We start from the raw sequence: 15445 nt of genomic DNA, 5'->3' as shown, positions 1-15445 counted from the left end.
AAATGCCAATGCAAAATATGGAAAAATCGATTGCTTTTGATGCAATACAGATAGGTTTAGCTTCTCCTAACAAAATACGTGAATGGTCTCGCGGTGAAGTTAAAAAGCCAGAAACCATTAACTATAGAACCTTGAAGCCTGAGAAAGATGGTTTATTCTGTGAAAGAATTTTCGGTCCTAGCAAAGACTGGGAATGTCACTGTGGTAAATACAAGAGAATTCGTTATAAAGGTGTAGTCTGTGATCGTTGTGGCGTTGAAGTAACTAAATCTAAAGTAAGAAGGGAAAGAATGGGGCATATTGAACTTGCGGCCCCTGTATCCCACATTTGGTATTTCAAAGGTATTCCAAGCCGCATGGGTTTAATTCTTGACTTGTCACCACGTGCTCTAGAGAAAGTATTATACTTTGCATCTTACATTGTATTACATCCTGGTGAGACAGCATTACAATACAAGCAATTGCTTACTGAAAAAGAATTTAGAGATGCTTATGATAAGTATGGTAATACTTTTAAAGCAGGCATGGGTGCTGAAGCCGTTAAACAATTACTTGCTGATATTGATTTAGAAAAGCAATCAGTTGACTTGAAAAAGGAACTTGCTGAGACAGTAGGTCAAAAGCGTGTTAGAATCATTAAAAGATTAGAAGTCATTGAAGCATTCTTAAAATCAGGTAATAGACCGGATTGGATGATCTTAGATGTTATTCCAGTTATACCACCTGATTTAAGACCTATGGTTCAATTAGATGGTGGACGTTTTGCTACATCTGATTTAAATGACTTATACAGAAGGGTTATTAATAGAAATAACCGTCTTAAGAGATTACTTGATCTTGGAGCGCCTGATATCATTGTAAGAAATGAAAAGCGTATGCTTCAAGAAGCAGTAGATGCATTAATCGATAACGGTAGAAGAGGTCGTCCAGTTACTGGTCCAGGTAATAGACCGCTTAAATCATTATCTGATATGTTAAAAGGTAAGCAAGGTCGTTTCCGTCAGAACTTACTTGGTAAGCGTGTTGACTATTCAGGTCGTTCTGTTATCGTTGTAGGTCCTGACTTAAAGATCTACCAATGTGGTTTACCAAAAGAAATGGCTATTGAGCTTTTCAAACCTTTCGTTATGAAAAGACTTGTTGAAGATGATTTAGCTCATAACATTAAATCTGCAAAAAGAATGGTAGAGAGACTTCAATCAGAAGTTTGGGATGTCTTAGAAGAAGTTATTAAAGAGCATCCTGTTATGCTTAACCGTGCTCCTACTCTTCACCGTCTTGGTATTCAAGCATTCGAGCCTACATTAGTGGAAGGTAAAGCTATCCGCTTACACCCATTAGTATGTACAGCTTACAATGCCGACTTCGATGGTGACCAAATGGCGGTTCACGTACCGTTATCAGTAGAAGCTCAAGCAGAATGTCGTTTCTTACTTCTTGCACCTAATAACTTATTGAAACCTTCTGATGGTGCACCTGTTGCTGTACCTTCTCAGGATATGGTTCTAGGTATTTACTATCTAACTCTTGATAAAGAAGGCGAAAAAGGTGAAGGAAGAATCTTTAAGGATGAAAATGAAGCTATTTTAGCTTATGATAACTTTGAAGTAACACTTCATGCTAGAGTTAAAGTAAGAAGAGTTATGGAAATCGATGGTGAACTTATTTCAAAAATCATTGAGACCACTGTAGGACGTATTATCTTTAATGAAGCTATTCCACAAGATTTAGGTTTTGTGGAAAGAAAAACAAAAGAAGATCAACTTCTTTATGAAGTAGATTTCTTAGCTGGTAAGAAACAATTAAAGCAAATCTTAGAGAGATCAATTAACGTACATGGTGTTACAAAAACAGCTTCTGTTCTTGATAACATTAAGTCATTAGGCTTTAAGTTCTCGACAAAAGGTGCTTTAACTGTATCCGTTTCTGACATGGAAGTACCTCCTGAAAAAGAAGGTTTCTTAGAAGAAGCTGATAAAAAAGTTGAGAAAATCATTAAGATGTTCAAACGTGGTCTTATGACTAATGAAGAACGTTATCAAAAAGTTGTAGCAACATGGAATGAAACAAATGATAAGATTACTAAAGCCTTATTGGCAGGCTTAGGTAAGTATAATAATATTTATATGATGGCTCACTCCGGTGCCCGTGGTTCTAATGACCAGATCAAACAGTTAGCTGGTATGCGTGGTCTGATGGCATCTGCATCAGGTCGTATCATTGAATTACCAATCAAATCTAACTTCCGTGAAGGTCTTGATGTACTTGAGTACTTCAACTCAGCCCATGGTGCTCGTAAAGGTCTTGCTGATACAGCGTTAAGAACAGCCGATTCAGGTTACTTGACAAGACGTCTTGTAGACGTATCTCAGGATGTAATTATCAGAGAGCTTGACTGTTCTCATGGTAAAGATTCTGTATCAGGAACTTGGGTTAAAGCCTTTATGGATGGTCAAGAAGTAATTGAACCATTAGAAGAAAGAATTGCTGGACGTTGGTCTGTTGATGAAATTCGTCATCCAAAAACAGACGAAGTATTAGTTAAAGCTGATACAATGATATCTCCACCAAAAGCCAAAAAAATTGTTGACTCAGGTATTAAGAAAGTGCATATTCGTAACGTATTGAACTGTCGTTCAAAAATTGGTGTATGTGCTAAATGCTACGGTGCTAATATGGCTAATGGTGAAGAAGTACGTGTAGGCGAATCTGTAGGTATTATTGCTGCTCAATCTATCGGTGAGCCAGGAACGCAGCTTACAATGCGTACCTTCCATACAGGTGGTATTGCCGGTGATGATATTACACAAGGTTTACCAAGGGTTGAAGAGTTATTTGAAGCACGTAAACCAAAAGGTTTAGCAATTATTGCTGAATTTGGTGGTACTGTTGCTATAAATGATACAAGGAAAAAACGAGAGGTTGTCATCACGAATGATGAAACTGGCGAGTCTAAAGCTTATCTGATACCATATGGTTCTAGAATCAAAGTTATGGATGGAGATGTATTAGAAGCTGGAGATGAATTAACAGAAGGTAGTGTCAATCCTCATGATATCCTTAAGATTAAGGGATTGCAAGCAGTTCAAGATTATATGACTCAAGAAGTTCAACGTGTATACCGTTTACAGGGTGTTGATATCAACGATAAACATATCGAAGTTATCTGTCGCCAAATGCTTAAACGTGTTAAGATAGAGGAAAATGGTGATACAACACTATTACCAGGTAGCCTAGTTGACTACTTAGTGTTTGATGATGTAAATGAAGAGATGGCTGCAGAAGGTAAAGAGCCTGCAGAAGGTAAGAGAGCTCTATTAGGTATAACAAAAGCTTCTCTTGCAACAGATAGTTTCTTATCCGCTGCATCTTTCCAAGAAACAACACGAGTATTAACTGAAGCTGCTATCAAAGGTAAGGTTGATCCACTAATCGGTCTTAAAGAGAACGTTATTATTGGTAAACTTATTCCAGCAGGTACAGGAATGAATAAATACCAAAGGGTTGGTGTTGAAAAGAATCAACCAATGATTCATGAATATAGCGAAGAATTATAAAACATATAGTAGGTAACACAAACCAATAAGACCTCCTGTCTTAAATGGTTTGGGCGGTACGTCCATGTACCGCTTGTTATACCTACTATATGTTTTATTGCTAGGTAGGATAGTAAGAAGCATATAACAGGTGATGCAAACCAATAAGACGTCCTGTCTTAAATGGTTTGGGTGGTACGTCCATGTACCACCAGCTACACCTGCTATATGCTTCTTTTGCAAAACTGGGGTGTGTTTACAGTAACATCAAGAAGCATACAATAGGTTTCGCAAACCAGTAAGACGTCCTGTCTTAAATGGTTTGAGTGGTACGTTCATGTACCACTGGCTACGCCTACTGTATGCTTCTTTAGTAGTAGAAAGAAGCGAAAAACTAAGTAAGAAAGCTACTTTAGTTAAAAGAAGTACGGTTAAGAAGAGTTATGAGTTGTAAAAATTTATTCAATAGGAAATATTCATAGCTGGACATGTTTCATGCACATGTGATGTAAATAAGTGGTATAATAGTAGAGATGAGATCACATTAGGGACAAGTATTTTAGCGTGTAAGGGGGCTAAACCATTATGATAGAAGTTTGCATTGATTCTTTTAAGTCGGCTAGGAATGCTGTTGAAGGTGGAGCTGATAGACTGGAGGTATGCCATAATCTTGTGATTGGAGGAACGACTCCATCCATTGGATTACTGCGTCTTATCAAAGAACACTATGATATACCTTGTCATATACTCATAAGACCTCGATATGGGGATTTTGTTTATTCTGAGGAAGAGATCCTTGAGATGATTGAAGATATCAAACTCTTTAAAGCACATGGAGCTGATGGGTTTGTTATTGGTGCATTAGATAAGGAAGGTTATCTTGATAAAAGAGCTTTAAAGCGTTTGATTGAGGTAGCTAAACCAACATATATTACCTTTCATCGCGCCTTTGATCAAGTACAGAGTCCAGAACTTTGCTTAGAGGAACTGATTAATCTAGGAGTTGACTGTATCTTAACATCGGGACAAATGAGCAATGCTTATGAAGGAAAAGAATTAATCAAGGAACTGGTGAGGTTAGCAAATGGGCGTATATCAATTATGCCTGGTGCAGGTATAACCACAGACAATTTTATGGAGATAAAGCAAGAAACTACAGCTGATTTTATCCATTTTTCTGCAAAGAAAGTAGAAGAAAAGAAAAGTCCTAATCTCAAAGTAGATGTAGGGTTACAGGGCAAGAAGCATCAACCAATTTACATAACAGACACAGAAATTGTTAAAATAATAAAAGAGTTAGATGAAAAAATTGTAAAATAGCTTATTTTTTCGAGATAGTACTTGACATTTGGCTGCTATAGTGATAGAATTTGCAAGTGTGCAATTTAGTACATCTTGAAGGGAGGAAGTTGATCACGAGATTATCCTATGGATAATGATCAACGGACATATGCTGCAAGATTTAATGACACAGCCTAAAACTGTTGGTTTGAAACAAACTATTAAAGCTGTAAACAGTGGTGAAGCCTATTTGGTTTTTGTTGCACAAGATGCTGTAACACAAGTTAAAGAGCGCGTCACTACAGTAGCTAGAGCTAACAGTATACGAATAGAGTATGTTGATAGTATGACAGAATTAGGCAAAGCATGCAATGTTGAAGTGAAAACTGCAACCGCTGCACTAATTAATGAATAATGAAGGAGGTGCCCATTAATGCCAACTTTTAACCAGTTAGTAAGAAAAGGTAGAAAATCTCAAGGAAAAAAATCAACAGCTCCTGCGCTTAACAAAGGTTTCAACTCCTTACGTAAGAAGAGCACGGATACATCAGCACCATTTAAGAGAGGTGTTTGTACAGCTGTTAAAACAGACACACCTAAAAAACCGAACTCTGCGTTACGTAAAATTGCCAGAGTACGTCTTACTAATGGTATCGAAGTAACTGCGTATATCCCAGGTGAAGGCCATAACTTACAAGAGCATAGTGTTGTTCTTATTCGTGGTGGTAGAATCAAAGACTTACCAGGGGTTCGTTATCACATCGTGCGTGGTACTTTAGATACTGCTGGTGTAGCTGACCGTAAACAAGCTCGTTCAAAATACGGTGCAAAAAGACCTAAAAAATAATAAGTCTTTATTATTCAAGGTTGGTGCCAGGTACGGCCTAAGGGCAGCCTGAGGTTGCAGATGATTATAGATCAGTACCGGCACATACGGGTAATCAGTTATGCTCGAGTACCGAAGATTTAATTCAATATGATTAAGGAGGGAAGAATCGTGCCACGTAAAGGACATATTCAAAAAAGAGATGTACTACCTGATCCAGTTTACAACAACAAGGTAGTGACTAAATTAATTAATAATATTATGTTAGACGGTAAAAAAGGTACAGCACAAAAAGTTGTATACGGAGCTTTCGAAAAGATTGCTGAAAAAACAGGCAAAGATGCAGTAGAGGTCTTTGAAGAGGCTATGGAAAACATCATGCCAGTTTTAGAAGTAAAAGCTCGCCGTGTCGGTGGTGCTACTTACCAAGTTCCAATGGAAGTTAGACCAGACCGTAGACAAACATTAGGTTTACGTTGGTTAACATTATATTCACGTAAGCGTGGAGAAAGAACTATGGTTGATCGTTTAGCTAGCGAACTTATGGATGCTGCTAACAACACTGGCGCATCTGTTAAGAAGAAAGAAGATACACATAAAATGGCAGAAGCTAACAAAGCTTTCGCACATTATAGATGGTAATAATCACCGTGTTTATAATATAGTGTTTATATATAAGACGTTAAGGTTATACACCTTAGCGTCTTAATCAGGATAATAGATGTTATTCTGTTGAAAAGATGTAATATCTTGCATAAAGCATAATCCTACATCACATACTACACAATATTGATAAAACTTAAGGAGGATATCATGGCAGGTAGAGCGTTTCCTTTAGAGAGAACAAGAAATATCGGTATCATGGCTCATATTGATGCTGGTAAAACGACTTTAACTGAACGTATCTTATTCTATACAGGTAGAACTCACAAGATTGGGGAGACTCATGAAGGTGCGGCTCAAATGGACTGGATGGAACAAGAACAAGAAAGAGGTATTACAATCACTTCTGCGGCAACTACATGCCAATGGTCTGATAATAGAATCAATATCATTGACACACCAGGACACGTTGACTTTACAGTAGAAGTAGAGCGTTCTTTACGTGTACTTGACTCATCAGTTGGTGTATTCTGTGCAAAGGGTGGGGTTGAGCCTCAATCTGAGACAGTATGGCGTCAAGCTGACCGTTATAGCGTTCCTCGTATGGCATTCGTTAATAAAATGGATATCATGGGTGCGGACTTCTTTAACGCAGTTGAAATGATGAAAGATCGTCTTGGTGCTAATGCAATACCAATTCAGTTACCAATTGGTGCAGAAGATGATTTCATAGGTATCATTGATTTAATGACAATGAGAGCCTATATCTATAAAGATGACCTTGGTCAAGAAATTTCTGAAGAAGAGATTCCAGCAGATATGCAAGATCAAGCTGATGAATACCATGAAGTAATGATTGAAGCAATTTGTGAAACAAACGAAGATTTAATGATGCTTTATTTAGAAGGGGAAGAGATTCCTGTAGCAGATCTTAAAAAAGCACTTCGTGAAGCTGTAATCAACGTACAGATTATTCCAGTTATGTGCGGTTCAGCTTATAAAAATAAAGGTGTACAAAAATTATTGGATAATGTTATCGAATATTTACCAGCTCCAACAGACGTACCAGCTATTAAAGGTACATTACCAGATTCAGATGAAGAAGTAGAAAGACCATCTTCAGACGAAGAGCCTTTTTCTGCTTTAGCATTCAAAATCATGGCTGACCCATTCGTTGGTAAATTAGCATTCTTCAGAGTTTACTCAGGTACACTTAACTCAGGTTCTTATGTTCTTAACTCTGTTAAGAATAAAAAAGAGCGTGTAGGTCGTATTCTTCAAATGCATGCTAATAAGCGTGAAGAAATCGACAAAGTATACTCAGGGGATATCGCAGCTGCGGTTGGTTTAAAATTGACTACAACTGGTGATACTCTTTGTGATGAGAAAAATCCAGTTATCTTAGAATCAATGGTATTCCCAGAGCCAGTTATCTCTGTAGCTATTGAGCCTAAAACAAAAGCTGGTCAAGAAAAAATGGGTATTGCTTTAGCTAAATTAGCTGAAGAGGATCCAACATTTAGAACTTTCACTGACTCTGAAACGGGTCAAACAATTATCGAAGGTATGGGTGAACTTCACCTTGAAATCATCGTTGATCGTTTATTAAGAGAGTTCAAAGTTGAAGCTAACGTAGGTGCTCCACAGGTTGCATATAAAGAAACCCTTGGTAAAGCTGTTGATGTAGAAGGTAAGTTTGTACGTCAATCAGGTGGTAGAGGTCAATACGGTCACTGTAAGGTACGTTTTGAGCCTATGGATGCCAATGGTGAACACCTTTATGAATTCGTTAATAAAATTGTTGGTGGTGCTATTCCAAGAGAATACGTTCCAGCTGTTGATAACGGTATTCAAGAAGCAATGCAAAGTGGTATCTTAGCAGGTTACCCTGTATTAGGTGTTAAAGCTGAATGTTATGATGGTTCTTACCATGATGTGGATTCATCTGAAATGGCTTTCAAAATTGCTGGTTCAATGGCATTTAAAGAAGCTATGAGAAAAGGATCTTCAGTATTATTAGAGCCAATCATGAAAGTTGACGTTATTGTACCTGAAGATTACATGGGTGACGTTATTGGTGACATTAACTCACGTCGTGGTAGAATCGATGGTATGGAACCAAGAAATGGTGCACAACTTATCCATGGTTATGTACCTTTAGCAGAAATGTTTGGTTACGCAACTGACCTTCGTTCTAAAACACAAGGTAGAGGGCAATATTCAATGGAGTTCAATAGCTACGAGCAAGCTCCAAAGAGTATTCAAGAAAAAGTAGTTAACAATAAAGGTGAATAATTACCTTATTTCATTACTAAAAAGTGAAGGCATTTAGTAAGCTACTTTGTAGTTTGCTAAACCATCACTTGATGATAGATTTATATCTAGTCAGTCAATAGTATTGATTGACGTCCAAATCTCTTTAATCTTAAGGAAATAAGTGCTTTTTATCTATAAAAACACTTGCAAAATTACTGGTAATAAAATATAATGAAGATTGAAGCGATTACTTACAAGAAAATTAGGGATTTTATCCCGATTATAGAGTAAAAGAAGGAGGAATTTCATAATGGCAAAAGCTAAGTTTGAAAGAAATAAACCACATGTTAACATTGGTACTATCGGTCACGTTGACCATGGTAAAACAACTTTAACAGCAGCAATTACTTACACTTTACACAAAAGATTAGGTACTGGTGAAGCTGTTGCATTCGAAAATATCGATAAAGCTCCAGAAGAGAGAGAGCGTGGTATCACTATCTCTACTGCACACGTTGAGTACGAAACTGAAAATCGTCACTACGCACACGTTGACTGCCCAGGCCATGCTGACTACGTTAAAAACATGATCACTGGTGCTGCTCAAATGGACGGTGCTATCTTAGTATGTTCTGCAGCTGATGGTCCAATGCCTCAAACTCGTGAGCATATCTTATTATCTCGTCAGGTAGGTGTACCTTACATCGTTGTTTTCTTAAACAAAGCTGATATGGTAGACGATGAAGAGTTAATTGAATTAGTAGAAATGGAAATCAGAGAATTATTATCTGAGTATGAATTCCCAGGTGACGATACTCCTATCGTTATCGGTTCTGCTTTAAAAGCATTAGAAGACCCAAGTTCAGAGTGGGGCGACAAAATCTTAGAATTAATGGCTGAAGTTGATGCTTACATCCCAGCTCCAGAAAGAGATGTTGACAAACCATTCCTTATGCCTGTAGAGGACGTATTCTCAATCACTGGTCGTGGTACTGTTGCAACTGGTAGAATTGAGCGTGGTGTTCTTCACGTATCTGATGAAATTGAAATCGTTGGTATCGTTGAAGAATCAAGAAAAGTAGTTTGTACAGGAGTAGAAATGTTCCGTAAATTATTAGACGAAGGTCAAGCTGGTGATAACATTGGTGCGTTACTTCGTGGTGTTCAAAGAGATGATATTGAAAGAGGTCAAGTTTTAGCTAAGCCTGGTTCAATTACTCCACATACAAAATACAAAGGTCAAGTTTACGTATTAAGTAAAGATGAGGGTGGACGTCATACTCCATTCTTCAACAACTATAGACCTCAATTCTATTTCAGAACAACTGACGTAACTGGTGTAATCCAATTACCAGAAGGTACTGAAATGTGTATGCCTGGCGATAATGTAGAAATGGAAATTGAGTTAATCGCTCCAATCGCGATGGAACAAGGTTTACGTTTCGCTATCCGTGAAGGTGGTAGAACTGTAGGTGCTGGTACTGTAGCTGAAATTATCGAGTAATTTTAGTTAAGTCAATTACCTTAAATAATCAACCCGCTTAGATTTTTCTAAGCGGGTTTTTTAGTGCGTATTTATGATATACTATAGATAACATTTAATAAAGCTCATACTAATGGTTAATAGTATTCTTTCGTTAAATGAGTAGGTTAAATTAGCATTGCTATAATTTAATTCTTAATTTAGCCCTAATATAGAAAGTTTTATACATATGTCGTGTACTTGATAAGGGTGGGTGAGAAACGATGGTCATTAATCAACAATTAGCACAGAAGTTAGTGGATAAAATCATGGATAATCTAGGTTATAACATTAATATCATGAACGATGAAGGTATCATCATTGCAAGTGGTAATCAAGAACGAGTGGGTACTTACCATACCATCGCCAAAGAAGTCATTAAGCAAAACAAGACCATGGTTATCTATAGAGATGATGAAGTTCATTACAAAGGGGTTAAAGCTGGAATCAATATGCCTTTCTTTTTTAAAGAACAATTAGCTGGTGTTATCGGTATTACTGGGGATCCTGATGAAATACAAAACGCAGCGGAATTAGTTCGAATGGCTACAGAAGTTATGCTAGATCAGGAATTCTTAAAGGAAAGAATTTTCTCCCACCAAAGTCAAAAGACTTTTTTTATTAATCGTTTATTGAATATCAATGAAGAGGAAGTAGGGGAAATCAAGCAATGGGGGACAAGATTAGGCTATAACATGGATATACCAAGAGTTGTATGTCTCATATCCTTGCACAATATAAGAGCTCTATCAAAGACCTCGCCACTGTACACCTCAGCGAATATTCGTAACAATATATTATCCCTTATTAAAGAATCGAACCTCCATAGTAAAGAAGATATTTCAGCCTATATCAATGTTAATGAGATCATTATATTTAAAAGTATATTTCATATAGAAGAATATAGAGAAGCTATGCAGAAATATGCTGATGAGATTTATCAAAGTGTTCAAATGAAGTACCCATTAGTATGGAACATTGTTGTAGGAACTTATCATGAAGGAATTTTAGGTCTTCAGAAAGGCTATGAAGAAGCAGGTGCAGTTAAGAATTTTATAGCTGATAGCACACTTGTTTTCTCAGAAGACTTTCAATTTGAATACTTAATATCAAGAGTACCTCAGGAGTATATGGATCATTTTCTTAAGGAGAAGTACTTACTATTATCAGAAGATGAACAGCTGCTAAAAACTGTCCTAAGTCTTGTAGAAAGTAATATGTGTATCAAGGAAGCAGCTGATCGACTATATATCCATCGTAATACAATGAATTTCCGAATGAAGAAAATTAAAGAGCTTTTTGGAATTGACCCCTTTAATAATGAAGAGGATCGGCAATTTCTTTGGCTGCTTGTTATGTACATTAAATTATATGGTGTTGATCAATCAAAATAATTGTGCTATCAGTACAATTATTTTGATTTTTTTTATGGAGTTAGTGCAAGATAATTTTCAGGTGAGTAGCGTATAATTGTAAGAAAACAAGTTATAAAATTGAACTTCTTACATGCTTTTAGTACGGATTAAATAAATTAATAGTATCAAATTATAAAAACAAAGAAGTGAAGGAGAATAGGATGAATATTGTAATAGCCCCGGATTCATTTAAGGGAAGCATATCCGCTGAAGGATTTTGCAATATAGTTGAAAAAACAATTCTTGAATTAGATAAAGACGCCACTGTCCATAAAGTACCTTTGGCAGATGGAGGAGAAGGTACAGTTGAAGCCCTTACCTATAATACTGGTGGTAAGATTAAAGAAGCTACTGTAACGGGACCATCAGGCAAGACAGTTGTTGCACAATATGGTATTTTAGGCAATGAAAGTACAGCTGTTATTGAGATGGCCAGTGCTTCTGGTTTACCTTTAGTTCCACAAGCAGAAAGAAACCCTTTAATAACAACCACTTATGGAACAGGAGAGCTGATTAAGACAGTAATTGCCGAAGGTTGCCAAGAGATTATCCTTGGTATCGGAGGAAGTGCAACTAATGATGGTGGAGCTGGAATGTTACAAGCGCTTGGATTTAATCTGTTGGATGACCAAGGGGAAGACATACCTTGGGGTGCAAAAGGTATTGCAAAGTTAGCATCTATTAAAAAGGATCAAGTAGCAAAAGAGGTTACTGCAATAAAAATAATAGTTGCATGTGATGTCAATAATCCTTTATGCGGTCCAAACGGCGCTTCATTCGTATATGGTCCGCAGAAGGGCGCGAAGCATGATGAAGTGATTTGGATGGACCAAGCGCTAAGGCATTATGCAGATATTATTCAGACAGATCTAGGACTAATGATTGCAGATACACCTGGTGCTGGTGCGGCAGGGGGATTAGGAGCTGGATTAATGGCTTTCCTTGGCGCTGAATTAAGACCTGGTTTTGACATTATACAAGCGCATAGTGGTTTAGAAGAAATATTAAGAAATGAAAAAGTGGATTTAGTTATCACAGGGGAAGGTGAAATGAATCACCAAACGATTAATGGTAAATTACCTGCTGGAGTATCTGCTTTAGCAAAGAAATATGGAGTTCCTTGTATTGCCTTTGTGGGTAATATTGGTGATGGTGCTGAAATGGTTTATGATTGTGGGTTGACGAGTATATTTAGTATAGTACCTGGACCACGTACATTAGATCAAGCCATGGCAAATGCAGATAGTTATCTCTATGAAACTGCACAAAGAGTTCTAAAATTATGGATGATTGGCAAAGACGAGTTGAAGTAACGCATGAGGGGAAGATGAAGCAGGATCTATGATTTCTGCATCATATATAAGGTGTAATAATCAACATTATACCTTAATTAAAAAAAGTGGCATTGCCACTTATACATAAAGGGGGAGTTACACTATGGTTGACGGACCAATTCTTATTCTAATACTTATCGTGGGGATACTATTTATAGTATTAGCTACATCAAAGTTTAAGGTTCATCCATTTATTTCACTTTTATTAGCTGCTTATGGTATAGCATTTGCTGCTGGCATGCCTGTTCTTGAAATAGGCTCAACCATTAGAAATGGTTTTGGTGGTATACTTGGGTATATCGGTATTGTAATCTTACTTGGTACCATTATAGGAACTATTCTAGAGAAGTCTGGGGCAGCCATCACTATGGCTGATACAGTTCTTAAAGTAGTTGGAGAAAAGCATCCTGGATTAGCTATGAGTATTATTGGATACATTGTTTCTATTCCAGTATTTTGTGACTCAGGATACGTTATACTTTCTTCATTGAAGAAATCCTTAGCTAAACGTACAGGACAGTCATCTGTTATGATGTCCATAGCTTTAGCTACAGGACTATATGCAACACATACATTTGTACCTCCTACACCAGGTCCTATTGCAGCAGCAGGTAATTTAGGCCTAGAAAACCAATTAGGTTTAGTGATCGTTGTAGGTATCTTTGTGGCAATTGTTGGTATGATTGCTGGTTATGTATGGGCGAAAGTAGCTGGAAAGAGATATCGTTCTGCTGAAGACGATGAGAAGCTAACTATGTCTTATGAAGAAATTAAAAAGCAATATGGCAAATTACCTTCAGCATGGAAGGCCTTTGCACCTATTTTTATACCTATTATTTTAATTGCACTAGGATCAGTAGCATCTTTTCCAACCATGCCTATGGGTGAAGGTTCTATGTATACTCTTTTTGCTTTCTTAGGTAAGCCAGTAAACGCTTTGATGATTGGTTTTTTCCTATCCTTGTTCTTATTACCTCATCTTAATGAGGATACATTAACTGGATGGGTCAATGAAGGCTTGAAGAATGCAGCCATTATTATCATGGTTACTGGAGCAGGTGGAGCTTTAGGAGCAGTTCTTAAGGCTACAAATATCGGTGAGTATTTAGGCGCTTCTTTATCTACACTTCATTTGGGAATATTTGTACCATTTATTATAGCAGCGGCATTGAAGACAGCTCAAGGTTCTTCTACGGTAGCATTAGTAACAACATCAGCATTAATTGCGCCATTATTAGGTAGCCTAGGGTTAGATTCTACTATGGGTAGTGTCTTAACTGTCATGGCAATAGGGGCAGGTGCTATGACTGTATCTCATGCTAACGATAGTTTCTTCTGGGTAGTAGCAGAATTTAGTGGCATGGATGTTTCGACAGCCTATAAATCTCAAACAATGGCCACACTTATTCAAGGTATTGTAACAATGGCTTTCGTTGCCGTATTGACTTTGATATTTGTATAGATAGAATTGATTAATAACCCATGTAGATTTATCTATATGGGTTATTTTATTATATAAAATACACAAAATAACGATACTATACTTATATTTATTATACAATTGACATTTAGAATAGAATGATATATTATTAATTATAGAGAATGACAACGAAGGACAATAGGTGTTAATTATGAAAAAATTATCAATGAAAGATATTGCTCAATTAAGTGGCGTCTCGATTAAAACCGTTTCACGGGTACTTAATAACAGTGAGCAAGTAAAAGAAGAGACAAAAGAAAAAGTCATGGCCGTTGTCCGAGAACATGGATATCAGCGAAATATCGTTGCCAAGAGTCTGAAAGAGAAGAAGACCAATACCATCATGATCTTTATTGATCGACATAAAGGTGATTATTGGGGAATTTGGCACACGAGAATGCTAAATGAAATTATGCGAAGAGCTAAAGCTATGGGGTATAAGGTAGTCATATCACCTTCCAATGCAGAGATGCATTTAGAAGATGAAACAGATGGTTTTAGTCTATTAGCTAGTGGGCTTGCTGATGGAGCAGTTATCTTTGATAATGTTCGTAACGATGTAAGGATTGATTTCTTAAATAAACACGAAATCCCTTACGTGGTTGTCGGTAAAAATGTTGATGAAGCAGGTAGCAAATATGTTGACTTAAATAACTACGAGGCTGGTTATATGGGAGGAAAATACCTGATTAATAAAGGTTATGACTCCATTTGCTTTTTAGTAGGAAGAGAAGAATATATTGTTACACAAGAGAGGGTAAATGGTTTTAAAGCAGCGGCTAAAAAATATGGTGCTAAAGATATTCAAGTTATTTACGGCATTAATACCATGAAGAAAGCCTATGAGACTGTGAGAAGAAATCATGAAGGACACCCTTGTACAGCATACTTTGTATCTGGTGATGAAAGAGCCATAGGCGTTTATCGAGCTTTACATGAGTTGGGCATTGATATACCGAGTGATATTGCTGTATTAGGAATTGATAACATTCCTATATGTGATTATTTATATCCTAGTTTATCATCTATAAGCCAACCCATAGAATCCTTTTGCTATTACATCATGGATATTTTAGTGGAGCAAATTTGTGAAACTACATCGCGTGTTGAAGATAAGAAAGTTATTTTACCTTTTGAGTTAATTGAAAGGGAATCAACGACTTAGAGTGGATTAACATCCCCCGATATGGGG

At 37.0% G+C, this 15445-nt stretch carries 11 protein-coding genes; all 11 read left to right on the top strand.

The window, feature by feature from the left end:
• The first annotated feature begins 2 nt into the window (after positions 1 to 2).
• The 11 genes from rpoC to C1Y58_RS15140 all read left to right on the top strand — a co-directional run bounded on the left by rpoC (position 3) and on the right by C1Y58_RS15140 (position 15418).
• Positions 3 to 3557 carry a DNA-directed RNA polymerase subunit beta' gene (gene rpoC / locus C1Y58_RS15190; RefSeq protein ID WP_105616932.1) on the top strand — a complete coding sequence of 1185 codons (3555 nt, stop codon included), beginning with the start codon at positions 3 to 5 and terminating at the stop codon, positions 3555 to 3557.
• Between the two features lie 564 nt (positions 3558 to 4121).
• Positions 4122 to 4856 (top strand): copper homeostasis protein CutC, encoded by a 735-nt coding sequence (locus C1Y58_RS15185; protein ID WP_105616931.1) that lies wholly within the window; start codon positions 4122 to 4124, stop codon positions 4854 to 4856.
• A gap of 115 nt (positions 4857 to 4971) precedes the next feature.
• Positions 4972 to 5232: a ribosomal L7Ae/L30e/S12e/Gadd45 family protein gene (locus tag C1Y58_RS15180; protein WP_242985410.1), complete on the top strand. Its 261-nt coding sequence runs from the start codon at positions 4972 to 4974 to the stop codon at positions 5230 to 5232.
• Positions 5233 to 5250: 18 nt separating this feature from the next.
• Positions 5251 to 5664, top strand: coding sequence for a 30S ribosomal protein S12 (gene rpsL / locus C1Y58_RS15175; RefSeq protein ID WP_105616930.1), 414 nt, complete (start codon positions 5251 to 5253; stop codon positions 5662 to 5664).
• A 150-nt stretch (positions 5665 to 5814) separates the two neighbouring features.
• On the top strand, positions 5815 to 6285 hold the full coding sequence (rpsG, locus tag C1Y58_RS15170) for a 30S ribosomal protein S7 (RefSeq protein ID WP_170311610.1): 471 nt from the start codon (positions 5815 to 5817) through the stop codon (positions 6283 to 6285).
• Positions 6286 to 6456: 171 nt separating this feature from the next.
• A complete protein-coding gene (fusA, locus tag C1Y58_RS15165) occupies positions 6457 to 8541 on the top strand; it encodes an elongation factor G (RefSeq protein WP_105616928.1) in 2085 nt (694 codons plus the stop codon).
• 271 nt (positions 8542 to 8812) lie between these two features.
• Positions 8813 to 10006: an elongation factor Tu gene (tuf, locus tag C1Y58_RS15160; protein WP_105616927.1), complete on the top strand. Its 1194-nt coding sequence runs from the start codon at positions 8813 to 8815 to the stop codon at positions 10004 to 10006.
• 242 nt (positions 10007 to 10248) lie between these two features.
• The gene (locus C1Y58_RS15155; protein ID WP_105616926.1) at positions 10249 to 11418 is read left to right on the top strand and encodes a CdaR family transcriptional regulator; all 1170 of its coding nucleotides are present in this window, start codon (positions 10249 to 10251) and stop codon (positions 11416 to 11418) included.
• A gap of 182 nt (positions 11419 to 11600) precedes the next feature.
• On the top strand, positions 11601 to 12752 hold the full coding sequence (locus C1Y58_RS15150) for a glycerate kinase family protein (protein ID WP_105616925.1): 1152 nt from the start codon (positions 11601 to 11603) through the stop codon (positions 12750 to 12752).
• 124 nt (positions 12753 to 12876) lie between these two features.
• Positions 12877 to 14235 (top strand): GntP family permease, encoded by a 1359-nt coding sequence (locus C1Y58_RS15145; RefSeq protein WP_105616924.1) that lies wholly within the window; start codon positions 12877 to 12879, stop codon positions 14233 to 14235.
• A gap of 169 nt (positions 14236 to 14404) precedes the next feature.
• On the top strand, positions 14405 to 15418 hold the full coding sequence (locus tag C1Y58_RS15140; RefSeq protein WP_105616923.1) for a LacI family DNA-binding transcriptional regulator: 1014 nt from the start codon (positions 14405 to 14407) through the stop codon (positions 15416 to 15418).
• Positions 15419 to 15445 lie beyond the last annotated feature (27 nt).

The organism is Vallitalea okinawensis (assembly GCF_002964605.1).
Lineage (GTDB): Bacteria > Bacillota > Clostridia > Lachnospirales > PQDH01 > Vallitalea_A > Vallitalea_A okinawensis.
Note: the sequence above shows the minus strand (reverse complement) of the source record. Positions and strands in the feature narration are given on the sequence as shown.